The 18858-nt window shown below is 57.0% G+C and carries 15 protein-coding genes; 7 read left to right on the top strand and 8 right to left on the bottom strand.

Annotation, left to right across the window (positions count from 1 at the left end; genetic code table 11):
* Positions 1 to 6: 6 nt before the first annotated feature.
* The 4 genes from hofC to nadC all read right to left on the bottom strand — a co-directional run bounded on the left by hofC (position 7) and on the right by nadC (position 4103).
* Entirely contained in the window at positions 7 to 1212 is a 1206-nt protein-coding gene (gene hofC, locus ACLEXF_RS19470; protein WP_043522211.1) for a protein transport protein HofC, read from the bottom strand.
* Positions 1202 to 2587, bottom strand: a complete 1386-nt coding sequence (gene gspE / locus ACLEXF_RS19475; RefSeq protein WP_017901178.1) for a type II secretion system protein GspE — start codon at positions 2585 to 2587, stop codon at positions 1202 to 1204. Before gspE ends, hofC begins: the two co-directional genes overlap by 11 nt.
* A gap of 10 nt (positions 2588 to 2597) precedes the next feature.
* The gene (gene ppdD / locus ACLEXF_RS19480; protein ID WP_004204358.1) at positions 2598 to 3029 is read right to left on the bottom strand and encodes a prepilin peptidase-dependent pilin; all 432 of its coding nucleotides are present in this window, start codon (positions 3027 to 3029) and stop codon (positions 2598 to 2600) included.
* 180 nt (positions 3030 to 3209) lie between these two features.
* Positions 3210 to 4103, bottom strand: coding sequence for a carboxylating nicotinate-nucleotide diphosphorylase (gene nadC / locus ACLEXF_RS19485; protein WP_004204359.1), 894 nt, complete (start codon positions 4101 to 4103; stop codon positions 3210 to 3212).
* 133 nt (positions 4104 to 4236) lie between these two features.
* Between nadC and ampD the strand changes: the two genes are divergently transcribed.
* Both ampD and ampE read left to right on the top strand, forming a co-directional pair.
* Complete coding sequence (ampD, locus tag ACLEXF_RS19490) at positions 4237 to 4800, top strand: 1,6-anhydro-N-acetylmuramyl-L-alanine amidase AmpD (RefSeq protein WP_069734364.1); 564 nt, start codon at positions 4237 to 4239, stop codon at positions 4798 to 4800.
* Positions 4797 to 5651 (top strand): beta-lactamase regulator AmpE, encoded by an 855-nt coding sequence (gene ampE / locus ACLEXF_RS19495; RefSeq protein ID WP_004204361.1) that lies wholly within the window; start codon positions 4797 to 4799, stop codon positions 5649 to 5651. Before ampD ends, ampE begins: the two co-directional genes overlap by 4 nt.
* A 223-nt stretch (positions 5652 to 5874) precedes the next feature.
* Here the strand turns inward: ampE and ACLEXF_RS19500 are convergent, their stop codons facing one another.
* The 3 genes from ACLEXF_RS19500 to aroP all read right to left on the bottom strand — a co-directional run bounded on the left by ACLEXF_RS19500 (position 5875) and on the right by aroP (position 9787).
* Positions 5875 to 6825: a glycoside hydrolase family 43 protein gene (locus ACLEXF_RS19500; protein WP_407259927.1), complete on the bottom strand. Its 951-nt coding sequence runs from the start codon at positions 6823 to 6825 to the stop codon at positions 5875 to 5877.
* A complete protein-coding gene (locus tag ACLEXF_RS19505; protein ID WP_017901173.1) occupies positions 6825 to 8231 on the bottom strand; it encodes a glycoside-pentoside-hexuronide (GPH):cation symporter in 1407 nt (468 codons plus the stop codon). Before ACLEXF_RS19505 ends, ACLEXF_RS19500 begins: the two co-directional genes overlap by 1 nt.
* A 185-nt stretch (positions 8232 to 8416) precedes the next feature.
* Positions 8417 to 9787, bottom strand: a complete 1371-nt coding sequence (aroP, locus tag ACLEXF_RS19510) for an aromatic amino acid transporter AroP (protein ID WP_017901172.1) — start codon at positions 9785 to 9787, stop codon at positions 8417 to 8419.
* A gap of 644 nt (positions 9788 to 10431) precedes the next feature.
* Between aroP and pdhR the strand changes: the two genes are divergently transcribed.
* The 5 genes from pdhR (at position 10432) to ACLEXF_RS19535 (ending at position 18005) form a co-directional block, all read left to right on the top strand.
* Complete coding sequence (gene pdhR, locus ACLEXF_RS19515; protein WP_002888699.1) at positions 10432 to 11211, top strand: pyruvate dehydrogenase complex transcriptional repressor PdhR; 780 nt, start codon at positions 10432 to 10434, stop codon at positions 11209 to 11211.
* Between the two features lie 137 nt (positions 11212 to 11348).
* Positions 11349 to 14012 carry a pyruvate dehydrogenase (acetyl-transferring), homodimeric type gene (gene aceE / locus ACLEXF_RS19520; protein WP_004204365.1) on the top strand — a complete coding sequence of 888 codons (2664 nt, stop codon included), beginning with the start codon at positions 11349 to 11351 and terminating at the stop codon, positions 14010 to 14012.
* Between the two features lie 14 nt (positions 14013 to 14026).
* A complete protein-coding gene (aceF, locus tag ACLEXF_RS19525) occupies positions 14027 to 15925 on the top strand; it encodes a pyruvate dehydrogenase complex dihydrolipoyllysine-residue acetyltransferase (protein WP_023319734.1) in 1899 nt (632 codons plus the stop codon).
* Between the two features lie 206 nt (positions 15926 to 16131).
* Positions 16132 to 17556 carry a dihydrolipoyl dehydrogenase gene (gene lpdA / locus ACLEXF_RS19530; protein WP_002888731.1) on the top strand — a complete coding sequence of 475 codons (1425 nt, stop codon included), beginning with the start codon at positions 16132 to 16134 and terminating at the stop codon, positions 17554 to 17556.
* A gap of 164 nt (positions 17557 to 17720) precedes the next feature.
* The gene (locus ACLEXF_RS19535; RefSeq protein ID WP_004204367.1) at positions 17721 to 18005 is read left to right on the top strand and encodes a hypothetical protein; all 285 of its coding nucleotides are present in this window, start codon (positions 17721 to 17723) and stop codon (positions 18003 to 18005) included.
* Between the two features lie 44 nt (positions 18006 to 18049).
* Here ACLEXF_RS19535 and ACLEXF_RS19540 read toward each other — a convergent pair whose 3' ends face one another.
* The gene (locus tag ACLEXF_RS19540; protein WP_080936181.1) at positions 18050 to 18856 is read right to left on the bottom strand and encodes a DUF2950 family protein; all 807 of its coding nucleotides are present in this window, start codon (positions 18854 to 18856) and stop codon (positions 18050 to 18052) included.
* Between the last annotated feature and the right edge of the window lie 2 nt (positions 18857 to 18858).

Consider the following 18858-nt stretch of genomic DNA (forward strand, 5'->3'; position numbering starts at 1 on the left):
CGTTGCTTATCCTCCCGCCCCGCCAATGGCATCGCCCAGATGAAAAACGGGCAAATACATCGCCACCACCAGGAGCCCGACCAGCGAGCCGGTTATCACCAGCATCAGGGGTTCCAGATGCGCAGCCAGACTGTCGGCTCGCTGATGGGTCTGCTCACGATGATGATGCGCCAGGTTTTCCAGCATCTGATCCAGTGCCCCCGCGCTTTCCCCCGTGCGGATGAGCTGCAGACACAGCGGTGTAAAACCGCCGCAGCGGCTTAACGCCTGCCAGATCGGATCCCCCTGAACGATCAGCGCGCGGGCCTGCGCCAGGCGCTGGCGCCACAGCGGGCACGACAGGGTCTCTTCAACGCTTTGCAGCCCCTGTAGAAAGCTGATACCGGCACTTTGGGTTAACGCCAGAACGGTGAATATCAGGCTCAGCTGTTGGCCGCCGATCAGGGGGCCGATGAGAGGGAGCGCGTTAAGCAGTTGCTGGCGACGCAGCAGCCAGTCGGCGCGCTGCCGGACCAGCTGGTTGAGCAGCAGCGGGCTCAGCAGAAAGGCCAGCAGTAACGGCCAGCCGCGGTTCAGCATGTCCCCTGCCGCAATAACCATTCGCGTTAATAACGGCAGCGGCGTATTGAACGTCTGGTAGATGGCAGTGAATTCAGGAAGGACAAAATAGAGCATCCCCAGCACCACCAGCAGCGCCAGTGTGAGCACGATCAGCGGGTAGCGCAGCGCCTTCTTGACCTTGCCGGCGAGCCGCTGCTGCTCCTGCTGCTGGTTGGCCAGCTGCTGGCAGCAAATATCGAGCTTGCCCGTCAGTTCGCCAGTGCTAATCATCGCCAGATACAGTGGCGGAAAAGCCTGCGGCCACTGCGCCAGTGCGGCAGAGAAAGTCACGCCCTGGGCCAGTTCGCGGCCCAGCGCCTCAAGCAGCGCCTGCCACTGCCCATGCGGTTGCTGCTGCGCCAGAAGCGATAACCCTTCCGCCAACGGTAGCCCGGCCTGTAGCAGGGTTGCCAACTGGCGGATTGTTTCGCTGCTGTAGCGCGGGTGCCACAGGCTTTGCTTCACCGTACAGCGGCGTATAGCCAGCGGCAGGATGCGCTGCTGCTGGAGGTGATGCAGCACCTCCGGACGACTGGCTTGCCATAGCATCCCCTGACAAGGAGCGCCTTGCGCATCGACGCCTCGCCAGCGCCAGAGACGCTTAGTCGCCATGGGGGATCCCCAGCACCCGCACCACCTCTTCGAGGCTGGTCAAGCCCTGTTCGATAGCCTGACATCCGCTTTCGAAGAGCGTCATCATGCCCGCGGCTCGCGCCAGAGATTCGATCTCAATGGCGTTGAGCCCCTGGACTATCCCCTGACGTAGCCCCGGAGTGACAGGCAAGACCTCGAACAGCGCCAGCCTGCCGTGATACCCGTGATAACAGTGTTCGCAGCCCGCGGCCTGCCAGCGCGGCAGCGAGCGGGGCCACAGACTGTGCGGCAGGTCGGCGGCACTGCCGGCATTGCGCCGGCAGTGGGGGCACAGCTTGCGGACCAGACGCTGGGCGATAACCAGCGAGAGCGCAGAGGAGATCATCCAGCGGGCGATGCCCATTTGCTGCAGGCGGGTAAGGGTTTCGCTGGTGGAATTGGTGTGCAGAGTAGAGAGCACCAGATGACCCGTTTGGGCGGCTTTCAGCGCGATTTCAGCGGTTTCGGCATCGCGGATTTCACCCACCATCACAATATCCGGGTCCTGACGTAACAGGGCGCGCAGTACGCTGTGAAAGGTCAGCCCGGCGCGCGGGTTGATTTGCGTCTGGTTCATCCCGGCGATGGGGATCTCCAGAGGATCCTCGACGCTACAGATGTTCACTTGCTCCCGGTTTCGCGCCTGCAGGGCGCTGTAGAGGGTTACCGTTTTCCCGCTTCCGGTTGGGCCAGTGACCAGCAGCAGCCCCTGCGGCTGATTCAGCGCCTGGCGGAAGGCCGCCAGCTGAGAGGATGAGAGGCCGAGCGCCTCCAGATCCAGCGCCTGGTCAACCTGATGCAGAAGGCGCAGGACAATTTTCTCGCCATAGCGGCAGGGCAGAGTGGCGATGCGAAAGGAGAGCTGCCGTCCGGCGAGGTTCAGCGCGAACTGACCATCCTGCGGCAAACGATGCTCGGCGATATCGAGACTGGCCATCACTTTGAGTCGTGCGATAACCGGCGCGGCCAGCTCGGGCGCCAGCAGCGGCAGGGCGTGTAGCACGCCATCGACACGCAGGCGGATCCGTAAGTGTGTTTCCGTAGGTTCGATATGAATATCGGAGGCCCGCTGACGCAGGGCCTGCTCGAGGATCTGATTGACCCGTTCGGCGATGTTTTCCGGCCCTGCATTTTGCGCCAGCAGCGCCTGCTTTTCCTGGACTTGCAGGCGCTTATCCATCTGCTCCTGGCTCCAGCATTCAATATCGATCCGTTTTTGCGTCGCGAAACGTAGCGCCTCCATTAGCTCCGTCGGCGGGGTATCGACCACCGCAATGGATATCGTCTGCTCATCGCTGTGCAGCAGCAGGGCGTGATGGCGACGACAGAGAGGGATCAGCTGTTCTGTTTTCATGTTGTCGCCCTCACTTCACGCGGAAGACGTCTTCGCAGGCCTGCTGAAGCGCGCTGTTGTCGGTGATAGTGCAGACCCGCTGCCAGCCGGTGACGCCCTCGGCGTTATCCCAGGTCGGGGTTAGGGTGACGCCCAGTCCGTTGAGACTTTCCTGGCCGGTGAGGGTAACGACCCCTTTTGCCACGCTCATGGCGGAGAGGTAGCGCGTGGTGGTTGGCGAGGGGATGCCATTGCTGCCGCCGTCGCATGTCGTCAGGCCGCCATGATCGAGCGCGCAAAGTTCAATTGCCGTCCGGTAGGGGACAAAGGTCTGCAGCAGATCGGTGAGGGCGGCTTTACGCAGGTAGTTCTGGTAGGCCGGGATGCCGATGGCGCTGAGAATGGCGATGATGCCGATGACCACCATCAGTTCAATCAGGGTAAAACCTCGTTGTTTATCCATAAGTCGCTCCTTGTTGTGACAGAAGCACTGTGACGGGATTCAGGGGGACAGGCGAGGAGACGAAAACGATCCGGGAAACCGGGTTCCAGGGTTTTTAGCGGGATTGCATGGTGAGCAAGAGCGGCTGCGAGTCGGGTCGCAAATTCAGGCCTTCACGCCGGAAACGTGAAGGCCCAATCTTCAGCGAAAACGCATCGACAGGTCGAGCGCCTGCACATGTTTGGTCAGGGCCCCGACGGAGATATAGTCGACCCCGGTGTCGGCAAATTCGCGGATGGTGTCAAAGGTGACGTTGCCGGAGACCTCGAGCGACGCCTGGCCAGCGGTGATTTTCACCGCCTCGCGCATCAGGTCGGTGGTGAAGTTATCGAGCATAATGATATCGGCCCCGGCTTTTAACGCCTGCTCCAGCTCATCCAGCGTTTCCACTTCCACTTCCACCGGCACATCAGGATGCAGCCAGAACGCCTTTTCCACCGCCTGACGGATCGAGCCGGAGGCGATGATGTGGTTTTCTTTAATCAGGAAAGCGTCGAACAGCCCCAGGCGGTGGTTGGCGCCGCCGCCGCAGAGAACCGCGTATTTCAAAGCGGTACGCAGCCCTGGCAGCGTTTTGCGCGTATCCAGGAGTTGGGTTTTGGTGCCCGCCAGCAGGTCGACATAGCGGCGGACAACGCTGGCGACGCCGGAGAGGGTTTGTACAAAGTTCAGCGCCGTACGTTCGCCAGTGAGCAGAATGCGCGATGGGCCTTCCAGCTCGAACAGGGGTTGATCGGCTTTGACCGCATCGCCATCGGCGACGTGCCAGGTGATATTCACGTCGTCACCGGCGAGCTGAATGAAGACCTCTTCCACCCAGCGTTTACCACAGAAGACGCCATCTTCGCGGGTAATGACCACCGCATGGGAGCGTGCATCCTGCGGCAATAATTGTGCGCTAATATCGTTGCTGGCGTCGACTTCGCCGCCCAAATCTTCCCGCAGGGAGTGTGCGACAGCATCGGTAATATCGAGATTAATACGTTCCAGCAGCACGTCACGGCGGCGGTCGGGGTTGTAACGACGAGGCGACATGATAAAGCTCCAGATAGATAAGATTCAGAAGTGGGAAACATGCTAACCTGAACGACGTTTCAGTACCATACACACTTCATCCTTTGGGCCGGCGTGTGGCCCGGAAGCATGAGTTCGCGAAAGGAGATCCCGCATGCAGTTGAACGAGGGATGGCTGGTCGGCGCGCGGCGGGTTCCCTCGCCGCACCATGACTGCCGTCCGGATGAAGAGGCCCCTTCCTTATTGGTGGTGCATAATATCAGCCTGCCGCCAGGTGAATTTGGTGGTCCATGGATTGACGCGCTGTTCACCGGCACCCTGGATCCTCACGCGCATCCTTTCTTTGCCGAGATCGCTCATCTGCGCGTTTCGGCGCATTGTCTGATTCGCCGTGATGGTGAAATCGTGCAGTATGTGCCTTTCGATAAGCGTGCATGGCATGCGGGTGTCTCCAGCTATCAGGGGCGTGAACGCTGCAATGACTTTTCCATCGGCATAGAGCTGGAAGGCACGGATACCCTGGCGTATACCGAAGCGCAGTACCAGCAGCTGGCGGCGGTGACAGATCTGCTTATCACGATTTATCCTGCCATCGCCGCAAACATCACGGGCCATAGCGATATCGCGCCCGTTCGCAAGACGGACCCGGGACCGGCCTTTGACTGGAAAAAATTTCGTGCGCTGCTCAGCGCGCCGTCCGAAAAGGAGACCTCATGACGCTGTTTACTACGCTGCTGGTGCTTATCGCTGAACGCCTGTTTAAACTGGGCGAACACTGGCAGCTTGATCATCGGCTGGAGGTGGCGTTCCGCCGGATAAAACATTTCTCGTTGCCGGGAACGCTGCTGATGACCCTGGTCGCCGTCGCGGTGGTCTACATTATTCAGCGCTTGCTGCAGGGGCAGCTGTTCAACGTACCGCTGCTGGTGTTCTGGATTTTGCTAGGCCTGCTGTGCATCGGCGCCGGTAAGGTTCGGCTGCACTATCATGCCTATCTGAAAGCGGCGTCGCGCAATGACAGCCGCGCCTGCGATGCGATGGCCAGCGAGCTGACGTTGATACACGGCGTCCCCCCGGGCTGTGATGAGCGCGAGTACCTTAGCGAACTGCAAAATGCGCTGCTATGGATTAACTATCGTTACTACCTGGCGCCACTCTTCTGGTTTGTGGTCGGTGGGGCGTGGGGGCCGCTGACGCTTATCGCCTATAGCGTCCTGCGTGCCTGGCAGACGTGGCTGGCGCGCTACCAGACGCCGCATCATCGTTTGCAGTCCGGAATCGATGGTATCCTGCATATTGTGGACTGGCTGCCGGTGCGTCTGGTGGGGGTTGTCTATGCTCTGGTGGGGCATGGAGAGAAAGCGCTCCCGGCGTGGTTTGCATCGTTAGGCGACCGCCATTCGTCGCAGTATCAGGTATTGACCCGCCTGGCGCAGTATTCCCTGGCTCGTGAACCGCACGTGGATAAAGTGGCGACCCCGAAGGCCGCGGTGTCGATGGCCAAGAAAACCTCGCTGGTGGTGGTGGTGATCATGGCGCTGCTGACGATTTACGGCACCCTGGTGTAACGGCCTGCGCTCGTACTCTATCTGCCACGATACTCTCACATCTGGGGCGTTATTTGCCGGATGGCGTTGCGCTTATCCGGCCTGGAGACCCACACTGCGCAGGCCCGGCAAGCAACAGCGGCGCCGGGTTCTATATCAGACGCCGTACCTGGCATGTTGCCGGGCGGCGGTTTCGCCTGACCCGGCCTGGAGAACCCGCGCCAGCGGGCCGCATACCGAACCGCTACAGCGTATCCGCCGGCGGGATGCCGAAGTCGGGCATGCCGTCCTCTCTCCAGCTGACGAGTTTTAGCCGGGTATGACGATTGGGGTCATACAGCGGGTCGCCTTCAATCTCGGTGTAATTCCGCGCGTGGTAGACCAGCACATCTTCCCCCGCCGGCGTTTGGGTAAAACTATTATGGCCCGGGCCATACTGGCGGTTTTCATAGCTGGTCCGGAACACCGGCTGCGGGGCTTTATGCCAGTTTGCCGGCTGCAGCGGATCGGCCTGCCGGTTAATCCAGAGCAACCCCATGCAGTAGTTTTCGTCGGTGGCGCTGGCGGAATAGCTGATGAACAGCTTATCGCCATGCACCAGAACCGCGGGTCCTTCATTGACCTTAAATCCCCGGCACTCCCAGTCGAACTCCGGCTTGCTCAGCATGACCGGCTCGCCTTTTAGCGTCCACGGGTTGGCCATTTCAGCGAGATACAGGTTTGAGTTGCCCTCGATATGCGGCGATTTTTGCGCCCACAGGTACCAGCGTTTGCCCTGATGGATAAAGGTGGTGGCATCGAGGGCGAAGGTATCGAAAGGCGTGATCACCTGGCCTTTTTCCTGCCAGCGGCCGGTCAGCGGATCGTTGTCGGCGCACTCGATCACGAACATACGATGCTGGAACATGCCCTGCGCATCCAGATCGTGGGTATGGGTGGCGGCAAAATAGATATACCACTTCCCGTCTATCTCATGTAGCTCCGGCGCCCAAATCAGCTGGCTCATCGGCCCGCTTTGCGGTGCGCGCCAGACCACTACCGGCTCCGCATCGCGTAATCCTTCAAGGGTCGCCGCGCGCCGGATCTCCAGCCGGTCGTATTCCGGCACCGAGGCAATAAAGTAGTAGTGATTAAGGTGGCGCAGAATAAAGGGATCTGCGCGCTGTTCAATAAAGGGGTTGGGCCAGTTATTCATCAGGCTTTCCTTACGTGTTCACTGGTTTTCAGTTCCTGGTATTCATTCAGCTCGCTGTAGTTGCTGCGGCGCTTCTCTAAATCGCTCTGGATCTGGCGCATCAGGGTGCGGTCAACTTTCAGCAGGCGCACCACGCCGGCGGTGATCAGGTAGCCGACGCCGGGGATAACCGAGAACAACAGCACGATGCCGTTGAGGGCGGAGGCGCTTTGCGCTTTGGCGCCAGCGTCGTAGCCGTACCATGACAACAGGAATCCGACCATCGCCCCGGCGACCGCCAGGCCGACTTTGAGGAAGAACAGATTGCCGGAGAAGCTAATGCCGGTGATGCGCTTGCCGGTTTTCCACTCGCCGTAGTCGTCAACATCGGACATCAGCGACCAGTGCAGCGGGGAGGGAATTTGATGCAGGATGTTGAGCAGGAAGTAGAGCACCATAATCAGCGTGGTGGCGTGCGGATTAAAGAAATAGAAGGCGCAGGAGAAGATCGCCAGCACGATATTGGTCCAGAAGAAGACCTGCAGTTTGCACCAGCGGTCGGTGAGGACTTTTGCCAGCATGCTGCCAATCATCATCCCGACCACGCCGAGGCTGATAAACAGAGTGGCAAAATGGGTGCTTTGCCCCATTACCCAGGTGACGTAGTACATGGTGGCGGCCATGCGGATAAAGCCCGGACAGACGTTGCACAGCGTGAGCAGCAGGATGCGTACCCACTGGTCATTTTTCCACACGTCTTTGAGATCTTTTTTCAGTTCATCATTGGTCTGTACCGCCGGGTGGATGCGTTCGCGCACGGTAGCGAAGCAGAACAGGAACATACACATGCCGATGAAGGCCAGCACGGTCATCGCCATCTGATAGCCCTTCGCTTTATCGGCGCCGCCGAACCAGTCGGCCATTGGCAGCAGCGTCAATGACAGCAACAGCGTGGCGATACCCACCATCACGAAACGATAAGACTGGCAGGCAACGCGCTCTTTCGGATCGGCAGTCATCACCGTTCCCAGCGAGCAGTAGGGGATGTTAATCGCGGTATAGGTAATCGACAGCAGAAAGTAGGTGACAAACGCATAGATGACTTTGCTGTTATAGGTCCACTCAGGAGTGGTGAACATCAGTACGCTGAACAGGGCGTAGGGGAAAGCAATCCACAGCAGCCATGGACGAAAGCGGCCATATTTACTGCGGGTACGGTCGGCGAGGGCGCCCATGATCGGGTCGGTCACCGCATCGATGACGCGCACCGACAGCAGCAGTACGCCCACCAGCGCCGGCGCCAGACCGAAAATATCGGTATAAAAATAGTTAACAAACAGCATGATGGCGCCAAAGATGATATTGCATCCGGCATCCCCCATCCCATAACCAATCTTTTCTTTTATTGAAAGTCTATTGTCTGCCATGTGCGGTCTCTCCGTTGCAGTATGGAGAGAATTATTGGCTGCTATCGAGAGAATTACGTTGCAGGAACGCGTTGACGATATGGATAAAAAAGCTATGGAGGGGAAAGTGTGAAGCAGATAACAATGCTCTGCGCCCGTCATTCAGGGAGGGGGCGCAGAGCAAAGAGAATTATTGATGAGATGTATTATTGTGCTTTTATGGTGGCGGCGGCTTTCTGTTTAAACAGATAGCCCACGCCCAGCACGGCGATCCATACCGGGATCAGCCAAACGGAAATCGCCATCCCCGGGGTCATCAGCATAATTACCAGCACCGCGGCCATAAACAGCAGGCACACCCAGTTACCCAGCGGGTAGAAGAGGGCGGGGAAGCGAGTGGTGACCCCCTGCTGCTGTTTGGCGCGACGGAATTTGATATGCGCGAGGCTGATCATCGCCCAGTTGATCACCAGGGCGGAGACTACCAGCGCCATCAGCAGGCCAAATGCGGATTCCGGCGCCAGGTAGTTGATCAGCACACACAGGGCGGTGACCACGGCGGAGACGAGAATGGTATTCACCGGCACGCCGCGTTTGTCGACGCTGAGCAGCGCTTTCGGTGCGTTCCCCTGCTGGGCAAGACCGAACAGCATACGGCTGTTGCAGTAGACGCAGCTGTTATACACCGACAGGGCCGCCGTCAGCACCACTACGTTGAGGGCGTTTGCCACCAGCGTATCGCCAAGCTCATGGAAAATCAGGACGAACGGACTGGTGTCCGCAGTCACACGCGTCCACGGCAGCAGCGAGAGCAGGACCGCCAGCGAGCCAACATAGAAGATCAGGATACGGTAGATAACCTGGTTAGTGGCTTTCGGGATGCTTTGCTCCGGGTTATCCGCTTCCGCCGCGGTGATACCCACCAGCTCCAGACCGCCGAAGGAGAACATGATGATCGCCATCATCATTACCAGTCCGGTAAAGCCGTGCGGCAGGAACCCGCCTTGATCCCAGAGGTTACGTACTGTCGCCTGCGGGCCGCCGTTACCGCTGAACAGCAGCCAGCCGCCGAACAAAATCATCGCCACAACGGCGACCACTTTGATAATGGCAAACCAGAACTCCATTTCCCCGAACACTTTCACGTTGGTCAGGTTAATGGCGTTGATGGCGATGAAGAAGACCGCCGCTGAGGCCCAGGTTGGGATTTCCGGCCACCAGAACTGGATATATTTGCCGACGGCAGTGAGTTCCGCCATGGCCACCAGGACATACAGCACCCAGTAGTTCCAGCCGGAGGCGAAGCCGGCAAAGCCGCCCCAGTATTTATAAGCAAAGTGGCTAAACGAACCGGCTACCGGCTCTTCCACCACCATTTCGCCCAGCTGACGCATGATCAGAAAGGCGATAAAACCGGCAATCGCGTAACCAAGAATGATACCCGGGCCGGCGGACTGAATGACGGACGCGCTCCCCAGAAACAGGCCGGTGCCGATAGCCCCGCCCAGCGCGATGAGCTGGATGTGGCGGTTTTTCAGGCCGCGCTTCAGCCGATCGCCGTGCTGTTGACCTTCCATATGAAACCTCGTGTGTGATTATTTTTTGTGTACGTCATCCGTCAGGTTGCTGCTTCACTGCTGTCCCTGCCAGAAAGCATAGCCAGCGAAAATTTGGGCGAAGTGGCCCACTTTTTACCTGAGTGATGGCGCGCACATATTGTTGTGTTTGTGTATTTAGCGACTTCCGTTTCTGTATTGTTTTGTTTACGGAAGGCGGTGCGGTAATTCAGAAAAAGGCCTTTCGTCTCAGGGAGAATAGTGGTAAGCGCGTTTGAATGCACCTGCTTTATGAAGGGATGATGACCATGTGTCTAAAAAGACATCAATAGACACATTCTGTATTATTCCGATGCATTGCTTCTTTGTGATTATTTATTCAATTGTATTGTCTTTGTATTCATTTATTGGGTCGTTGAATCGGTTCAGATAGCGTAATTTTTCGTTTCCATTAAGTTAATGCTACCTCTTTATGAGTAAACGTAACATTTGTGCAAGGTTACATTTCTGAAATGTTATTTCTGTAAGGTTGTTAAAATGTCCGTCGTTTACTGATTTCAATCAAAACCTGTATGGACAGAAGGTGAATACTTTGTTACTTTAGCGCTACGAACTTTAAATTGGTAAGACCAATTGACTCCGGGCTAATGGCAGAGACAGGGAATATGGCCTACAGCAAAATCCGCCAACCAAAATTATCCGATGTGATAGAGCAGCAGCTGGAGTTTCTGATCCTTGAGGGGACCTTGCGCCCCGGTGAAAAACTCCCGCCTGAACGCGAACTGGCTAAACAGTTCGACGTTTCCCGCCCCTCGCTGCGTGAGGCGATTCAACGCCTCGAAGCCAAGGGCCTGTTGCTTCGTCGTCAGGGAGGTGGAACGTTTGTTCAGAGCCGCCTGTGGCAGAGCTTCAGCGATCCGCTGGTCGAGCTGCTGTCCGATCACCCTGAATCCCAATTCGATCTGCTTGAGACCCGTCACGCGCTGGAAGGCATTGCGGCTTATTACGCGGCGCTGCGCAGCAATGATGAAGATCGCGACCGTATCCGCGAGCTGCATCAGGCTATTGAGCGGGCTCAGCAGTCGGGCGATCTGGACGCTGAGTCCGGCGCCGTCGTCCAGTACCAAATCGCCGTCACCGAGGCGGCACACAATGTGGTTTTGCTTCATCTGCTAAGGTGTATGGAGCCGATGCTGGCGCAAAACGTGCGTCAGAACTTTGAATTGCTGTATGCCCGCCGGGAAATGCTCCCGTTGGTCAGCAACCATCGCACTCGCATTTTCGAGGCGATAATGGCCGGGGAGCCGGAGCAGGCGCGTGAGGCGTCGCACCGTCACCTGGCGTTCATTGAGGAAATTTTGCTGGACCGTAGCCGTGAGCAGAGTCGTAGAGAACGCTCGCTGCGTCGTTTACAGCAACGAAAGGACGAGAACTCCGGTTCTTAAGCGCCATTTTTAGAGCGCGGCAACTAAACGCAGAACCTGTCTTATTGAATTTTTGGTTGTTCAACGGTGAAGAACGAAGAGTTCAATGGGACAGGTTCCAGATTAATCAACGATTAGATAGATAAGGAATACCCCCCATGTCAGAACGTTTACCAAATGACGTGGATCCGATCGAAACTCGCGACTGGCTACAGGCGATCGAATCGGTCATCCGTGAAGAAGGTGTTGAGCGCGCTCAGTATCTTATTGACCAACTCCTTTCTGAAGCCCGCAAAGGCGGGGTGAAAGTGGCTGCTGGCGCATCGACCGGCGGTTACGTCAACACTATTGCCGTTGAAGATGAGCCGGAATATCCGGGTAATCTGGATCTGGAACGTCGTATCCGTTCTGCGATCCGCTGGAACGCCATCATGACCGTTCTGCGCGCATCGAAAAAAGATCTCGAACTGGGCGGCCACATGGCTTCTTTCCAGTCTTCCGCAACCTTCTACGAAGTGTGCTTCAACCACTTCTTCCGCGCACGCAATGAGCAGGATGGCGGCGACCTGGTGTACTTCCAGGGTCACATCTCTCCGGGCGTTTATGCGCGTGCGTTCCTGGAAGGTCGTCTGACTGAAGAGCAGATGAACAACTTCCGTCAGGAAGTTCACGGTAAAGGTCTGTCCTCTTATCCGCACCCGAAACTGATGCCGGAATTCTGGCAGTTCCCGACCGTTTCTATGGGCCTGGGCCCAATCGGGGCGATTTATCAGGCTAAATTCCTGAAATACCTGGAACACCGTGGTCTGAAAGACACCTCCAAACAAACCGTTTACGCGTTCCTGGGCGACGGTGAGATGGACGAGCCGGAATCTAAAGGCGCGATCACCATCGCCACCCGTGAGAAGCTCGACAACCTGGTGTTCGTTATCAACTGTAACCTGCAGCGTCTTGACGGCCCGGTCACCGGTAACGGCAAAATCATTAACGAACTGGAAGGCATCTTCGCGGGCGCTGGCTGGAACGTTATCAAGGTTATCTGGGGCGGTCGTTGGGATGAGCTGCTGCGTAAAGACACCAGCGGTAAGCTGATTCAGCTGATGGAAGAAACCGTTGACGGCGATTACCAGACCTTCAAATCCAAAGACGGCGCTTATGTGCGCGAGCACTTCTTCGGTAAATATCCGGAGACCGCTGCGCTGGTTGCCGACTGGACTGACGAGCAGATTTGGGCCCTGAACCGCGGTGGCCACGATCCGAAGAAAGTTTATGCTGCTCTGAAAAAAGCGCAGGAAACCAAAGGCAAAGCGACCGTTATCCTCGCCCATACCATCAAAGGTTACGGCATGGGTGACACTGCTGAAGGTAAGAACATCGCTCACCAGGTTAAGAAAATGAACATGGACGGCGTTCGCTACGTCCGCGATCGTTTCAACGTGCCGGTTGCCGATGCCGATCTGGAAAAACTGCCGTACGTCACCTTCCCGGAAGGTTCCGAAGAGCACACCTATCTGCACGCTCAGCGTCAGAAACTGCACGGCTATCTGCCGAGCCGTCAGCCGAACTTCACTGAGAAGCTGGAGCTGCCGACGCTGGAAGATTTCCGCCCGCTGCTGGAAGAGCAGAATAAAGAGATCTCTACCACTATCGCGTTCGTTCGTGCCCTGAACGTGATGCTGAAGAACAAATCCATCAAAGACCGCCTCGTGCCGATTATCGCCGACGAAGCGCGTACTTTCGGTATGGAAGGTCTGTTCCGTCAGATCGGTATCTACAGCCCGAACGGCCAGCAGTACACCCCGCAGGACCGTGAGCAGGTTGCATACTACAAAGAAGACGAGAAAGGTCAGATCCTGCAGGAAGGGATCAACGAGCTGGGCGCAGGCGCATCCTGGCTGGCTGCGGCGACCTCTTACAGCACCAACAACCTGCCGATGATCCCGTTCTACATCTACTACTCGATGTTCGGGTTCCAGCGTATCGGCGACCTGTGCTGGCAGGCAGGCGACCAGCAGGCTCGCGGCTTCCTGATCGGGGGTACTTCCGGTCGTACGACGCTGAACGGCGAAGGTCTGCAGCACGAAGATGGCCACAGCCATATTCAGTCTCTGACTATCCCGAACTGTATCTCTTACGATCCCTCCTACGCCTACGAAGTGGCGGTCATCATGCATGACGGCCTGGAGCGTATGTACGGTGAGAAACAAGAGAACGTTTACTACTACATCACTACCCTGAACGAAAACTACCACATGCCGGCCATGCCGGAAGGCGCCGAGGAAGGTATCCGCAAAGGTATCTACAAACTCGAAACCATCGAAGGTAGCAAAGGTAAAGTTCAGCTGCTGGGCTCCGGTTCTATCCTGCGTCACGTCCGTGAAGCAGCGCAGATCCTGGCGAAAGACTACGGCGTGGGCTCTGACGTGTACAGCGTCACCTCCTTCACCGAACTGGCGCGTGATGGCCAGGATTGCGAACGCTGGAACATGCTGCACCCGCTGGAAACCCCGCGCGTGCCGTACATCGCTCAGGTGATGAACGACGCTCCGGCAGTGGCATCCACTGACTATATGAAACTGTTCGCCGAGCAGGTTCGTACCTACGTACCGGCTGACGATTACCGCGTACTGGGTACCGATGGCTTCGGTCGTTCCGACAGCCGTGAAAACCTGCGTCACCACTTCGAAGTCGATGCTTCCTATGTGGTCGTTGCAGCGCTGGGCGAACTGGCTAAACGTGGTGAAATCGATAAGAAAGTGGTTGCGGACGCAATTACCAAATTCAACATCGATGCAGAAAAAGTTAACCCGCGTCTGGCGTAAGAGGTAAAAGAATAATGGCTATCGAAATCAAAGTACCGGACATCGGGGCTGATGAAGTTGAAATCACCGAGATTCTGGTCAAAGTGGGCGACAAAGTTGAAGCTGAACAGTCGCTGATCACCGTAGAAGGCGATAAAGCCTCTATGGAAGTCCCGTCTCCGCAGGCTGGCGTCGTGAAAGAGATTAAAGTCTCCGTCGGCGATAAAACCGAGACTGGCAAACTGATTATGATTTTCGATTCCGCCGAGGGTGCAGCAGCCGCTGCACCTGCGCAGGAAGAGAAGAAAGAAGCCGCTCCGGCCGCCGCTGCTCCAGCAGCTGCCGCGGCAGAGAAAGAAGTGAACGTGCCGGACATCGGCGGTGACGAAGTTGAAGTCACTGAAATTCTGGTGAAAGTGGGCGATACCGTTGCGGCTGAGCAGTCTCTGATCACCGTCGAAGGCGATAAAGCCTCGATGGAAGTGCCGGCGCCGTTCGCGGGTACCGTGAAAGAGATCAAGATCAACACCGGCGATAAAGTGTCCACCGGCTCCCTGATCATGATCTTCGAAGTGGCGGGCGCTGCGCCTGCTGCCGCACCTGCTCAGGCTGCTGCTCCGGCGGCGGCTGCTCCAGCTGCGGCTGGCGGTGCGAAAGACGTTAACGTACCGGACATCGGCGGCGACGAAGTTGAAGTGACCGAAGTGATGGTAAAAGTCGGCGATAAAGTGGCTGCTGAGCAGTCCCTTATCACCGTCGAAGGCGACAAAGCGTCTATGGAAGTGCCGGCGCCGTTCGCGGGCACCGTCAAAGAGATCAAAATCAGCACCGGCGATAAAGTCAAAACCGGCTCCCTGATCATGGTCTTCGAAGTGGAAGGCGCTGCGCCTGCCGCCGCACCGGCTCAGGCCGCTGCTCCGGCACCGGCTGCAGCTCCGGCTCAGGCCGCTAAGCCTGCCGCGGCACCGGCTGCGAAAGCGGAAGGTAAAACCGAATTCGCTGAAAACGATGCTTACGTCCACGCCACTCCGCTGATTCGCCGCCTGGCGCGCGAGTTCGGCGTTAACCTGGCGAAAGTGAAAGGCACCGGCCGTAAAGGTCGTATCCTGCGCGAAGACGTTCAGGCTTACGTGAAAGACGCTGTTAAGCGTGCTGAATCCGCACCGGCGGCTGCCGCTGGCGGCGGTATCCCGGGCATGCTGCCATGGCCGAAGGTTGACTTCAGCAAGTTCGGCGAAATCGAAGAAGTGGAGCTGGGCCGTATCCAGAAAATTTCTGGTGCCAACCTGAGCCGTAACTGGGTCATGATCCCGCACGTTACGCACTTCGATAAAACCGATATCACCGATCTGGAAGCGTTCCGTAAGCAGCAGAACGCCGAAGCTGAGAAGCGTAAACTGGACGTGAAATTCACCCCGGTTGTCTTCATCATGAAAGCCGTGGCCGCTGCGCTTGAGCAGATGCCGCGCTTCAACAGCTCGCTCTCCGAAGATGGTCAGCGTCTGACGCTGAAGAAATACATCAACATCGGTGTGGCGGTAGATACCCCGAACGGTCTGGTGGTTCCGGTCTTTAAAGACGTGAACAAGAAGAGCATCACCGAGCTGTCTCGTGAACTGACCACCATCTCGAAGAAAGCGCGCGATGGCAAACTGACGGCGGGCGAAATGCAGGGCGGTTGCTTCACCATCTCCAGCATCGGCGGCCTGGGTACCACCCACTTCGCGCCGATTGTTAATGCGCCGGAAGTGGCCATCCTCGGCGTGTCTAAGTCCGCGATGGAGCCGGTATGGAATGGTAAAGAGTTCGTGCCGCGTCTGATGCTGCCGATCTCTCTGTCCTTCGACCACCGCGTCATCGACGGTGCTGATGGTGCCCGCTTCATTACCATCATCAACAACACCCTGAGCGACATTCGCCGCCTGGTGATGTAATTGAAAAAGCCGGCCTGACGGCCGGCTTTTTTCTGATAACCTCAGGCTGTTTGGGATTATCAGCAACAAAGGACAAAATCGTTTGCCGTTTGTTGTTTAAAAATTGTTAACAATTTTGTAAAATACACGCGGATAGAACGTCCCGGTGGACTTGGGCGTAAAAATAATAGCGTCAGACCCGCCGGATATAAATTACAGAGGTCATGATGAGTACTGAAATCAAAACTCAGGTCGTGGTACTTGGGGCAGGTCCTGCAGGCTACTCTGCAGCCTTCCGTTGCGCTGATTTAGGTCTGGAAACCGTCATCGTAGAACGTTACAGCACCCTCGGTGGGGTGTGCCTGAACGTGGGTTGTATCCCTTCTAAAGCGCTGCTGCACGTGGCAAAAGTTATCGAAGAAGCGAAAGCGCTGGCCGAACACGGCATCGTTTTCGGCGAACCGAAAACTGACATTGACAAGATCCGCACCTGGAAAGAAAAAGTCATCACTCAGCTGACCGGTGGTCTGGCTGGCATGGCCAAAGGGCGTAAAGTGAAGGTGGTTAACGGTCTGGGTAAATTCACCGGCGCTAACACCCTGGAAGTGGAAGGCGAAAACGGCAAAACCGTGATCAACTTCGACAACGCCATCATCGCGGCGGGCTCCCGTCCGATTCAACTGCCATTTATTCCGCATGAAGATCCGCGCGTATGGGACTCCACCGACGCCCTGGAGCTGAAATCTGTGCCGAAACGCATGCTGGTCATGGGCGGCGGTATCATCGGTCTGGAAATGGGTACCGTATACCATGCGCTGGGTTCAGAGATCGACGTGGTTGAAATGTTCGACCAGGTCATCCCGGCTGCCGATAAAGATGTGGTGAAAGTCTTCACCAAACGCATCAGCAAGAAATTCAACCTGATGCTGGAAACCAAAGTGACTGCCGTTGAAGCAAAAGAAGACGGTATTTATGTTTCCATGGAAGGCAAAAAAGCGCCGGCGGAAGCACAGCGTTACGACGCCGTGCTGGTGGCTATCGGCCGCGTACCGAACGGTAAAAACCTCGACGCAGGCAAAGCGGGCGTGGAAGTTGACGATCGTGGCTTCATCCGCGTTGACAAACAAATGCGCACCAACGTGCCGCACATCTTTGCTATCGGCGATATCGTCGGTCAGCCGATGCTGGCGCACAAAGGCGTCCACGAAGGTCACGTTGCCGCAGAAGTTATCTCCGGCCTGAAGCACTACTTCGATCCGAAAGTGATCCCATCGATCGCCTACACCGAGCCAGAAGTGGCATGGGTGGGTCTGACCGAGAAAGAAGCGAAAGAGAAAGGCATCAGCTACGAAACCGCCACCTTCCCGTGGGCTGCTTCCGGCCGTGCTATCGCTTCCGACTGCGCAGACGGCATGACCAAACTGATCTTCGACAAAGAGACCCACCGTGTTATCGGCGGCGCGATTGTCGGCACCAACGGCGGCGAGCTGCTGGGTGAGATCGGCCTGGCTATCGAGATGGGCTGTGACGCTGAAGACATCGCGCTGACTATCCACGCTCACCCGACTCTGCACGAGTCTGTTGGCCTGGCGGCAGAAGTATTCGAAGGCAGCATCACCGACCTGCCGAACGCCAAAGCGAAGAAAAAGTAACTTTTTCTTTCAGGCAAAAAGCATAAGCGGCTCCCGGAGCCGCTTTTTTTATGCCTGATGTTTAGAACTATGTCGCTATTCATAAACCGCTACACCTCATACATACTTTGTAAATAGTCACTCTGTAAACTTATAGGTAGTTAACGATATCAATGAGGTGTGTGATGAAACGCTTTTTAACCACAGCGCTGGTCGCAGCAGCGTGCTTATCCGGTGTCGCCTGCGCGGCTGACGCCACGATTCCGTGGGCGGATAACAGCGGTGGTACGGAAACGACCCATATTGCGGCGATGGGCCAGGATCTGAATGCTCAGCATCAGCAAGTGACCAAGACCAGTGAAGGAGTATGGGCGGCGAATTCCGGCAGCATCAGCGCTGACGAATCGGCATTGTCCAGTACGAAACCAGCCTTTGCCGGCGATCCGTCGCTGATGCCCCACCAGGGCTAAGTGAATGAAAACGCCCGGTTGCGTATACGTAACCGGGCGTTTTTTTATGGATTGACCACCTGCCAGCCGGCGTCAGCGTCGGGGGCAAAGCGCGTTATCGCCTGGGCCTTTGCCGCGCTCTCTTCACCGAGATTGGCCTGATAAACCGTATCGTGCTGATCGATCATAAAGCTCATCACGCCGGTTTCCCCCCACGCCACAGGCCACGCCAGCAAGGCGACGCTCTGCTCATCTCTACCGGTGATAATGCGGAAGCGGTAGCCATGGTAGCCGCTGCCGGGAACCGTCGGGCTAAAGGCTGGCCCAAGCGGACTTGGCGCTTCGCCCGGCGAGGTGGGCCAGTACAGACCATCTTTTTTGCCTTCGCTACTGATGATTTTCTGCGCCCAGCGGTGGTTCAGTTGATAGTAATCCTGCTGGGCGTCAACGTAGGCATGCATGGCGGCTATCGCCGATAGTTCATTACGGCCGATAGCGCGGGTGAGGATCTCTTCTTCGCCAGCGGCCATATCAAAGCGCCAGCCCTGGGATGCTTTGACGATGGGGACTGGCAGCCGCCATGCTTCGCTACCGACGTCGAGCCAGGCTTTTTCACCCTGCTGCACAATCACATGTTTCACCTGCCAGTCGCGCTGGAAGCGGTCGACGGCAGTGGGGTCGATCCCGTCGGGGGGTAAAAAATGCTGCCAGTTATCGCCAAGCACTTCACTCAGCGCCGCATCATTTTGCTGGCCGATCGCCTCGGCCAGCGCGTTTGCGGCCTGCTCGGGGGTGGCATACTGCTGCTGGGCGAAGGCGGCAAGCGGCGACAGCATTAACGTGAACAGGGCAATTGGTAATGGGTTTCTCATTC

It is taken from the genome of Klebsiella pneumoniae complex sp. WS1778, from assembly GCF_049472055.1.
Lineage (GTDB): Bacteria > Pseudomonadota > Gammaproteobacteria > Enterobacterales > Enterobacteriaceae > Klebsiella > Klebsiella quasipneumoniae.

What these genes read in the sequence shown, in the direction of transcription:
- ACLEXF_RS19540 (WP_080936181.1), bottom strand. Translation starts at nt 18,856, where the DNA reads ATGAGAAACCCATTACCAATTGCCCTGTTCACGTTAATGCTGTCGCCG.
- ppdD (WP_004204358.1), bottom strand. Translation starts at nt 3,029, where the DNA reads ATGGATAAACAACGAGGTTTTACCCTGATTGAACTGATGGTGGTCATC.
- gspE (WP_017901178.1), bottom strand. Translation starts at nt 2,587, where the DNA reads ATGAAAACAGAACAGCTGATCCCTCTCTGTCGTCGCCATCACGCCCTG.
- aceF (WP_023319734.1), top strand. Translation starts at nt 14,027, where the DNA reads ATGGCTATCGAAATCAAAGTACCGGACATCGGGGCTGATGAAGTTGAA.
- pdhR (WP_002888699.1), top strand. Translation starts at nt 10,432, where the DNA reads ATGGCCTACAGCAAAATCCGCCAACCAAAATTATCCGATGTGATAGAG.
- ampE (WP_004204361.1), top strand. Translation starts at nt 4,797, where the DNA reads ATGACGCTGTTTACTACGCTGCTGGTGCTTATCGCTGAACGCCTGTTT.
- nadC (WP_004204359.1), bottom strand. Translation starts at nt 4,103, where the DNA reads ATGTCGCCTCGTCGTTACAACCCCGACCGCCGCCGTGACGTGCTGCTG.
- lpdA (WP_002888731.1), top strand. Translation starts at nt 16,132, where the DNA reads ATGAGTACTGAAATCAAAACTCAGGTCGTGGTACTTGGGGCAGGTCCT.
- ACLEXF_RS19535 (WP_004204367.1), top strand. Translation starts at nt 17,721, where the DNA reads ATGAAACGCTTTTTAACCACAGCGCTGGTCGCAGCAGCGTGCTTATCC.
- ampD (WP_069734364.1), top strand. Translation starts at nt 4,237, where the DNA reads ATGCAGTTGAACGAGGGATGGCTGGTCGGCGCGCGGCGGGTTCCCTCG.
- aceE (WP_004204365.1), top strand. Translation starts at nt 11,349, where the DNA reads ATGTCAGAACGTTTACCAAATGACGTGGATCCGATCGAAACTCGCGAC.
- aroP (WP_017901172.1), bottom strand. Translation starts at nt 9,787, where the DNA reads ATGGAAGGTCAACAGCACGGCGATCGGCTGAAGCGCGGCCTGAAAAAC.
- ACLEXF_RS19505 (WP_017901173.1), bottom strand. Translation starts at nt 8,231, where the DNA reads ATGGCAGACAATAGACTTTCAATAAAAGAAAAGATTGGTTATGGGATG.
- ACLEXF_RS19500 (WP_407259927.1), bottom strand. Translation starts at nt 6,825, where the DNA reads ATGAATAACTGGCCCAACCCCTTTATTGAACAGCGCGCAGATCCCTTT.
- hofC (WP_043522211.1), bottom strand. Translation starts at nt 1,212, where the DNA reads ATGGCGACTAAGCGTCTCTGGCGCTGGCGAGGCGTCGATGCGCAAGGC.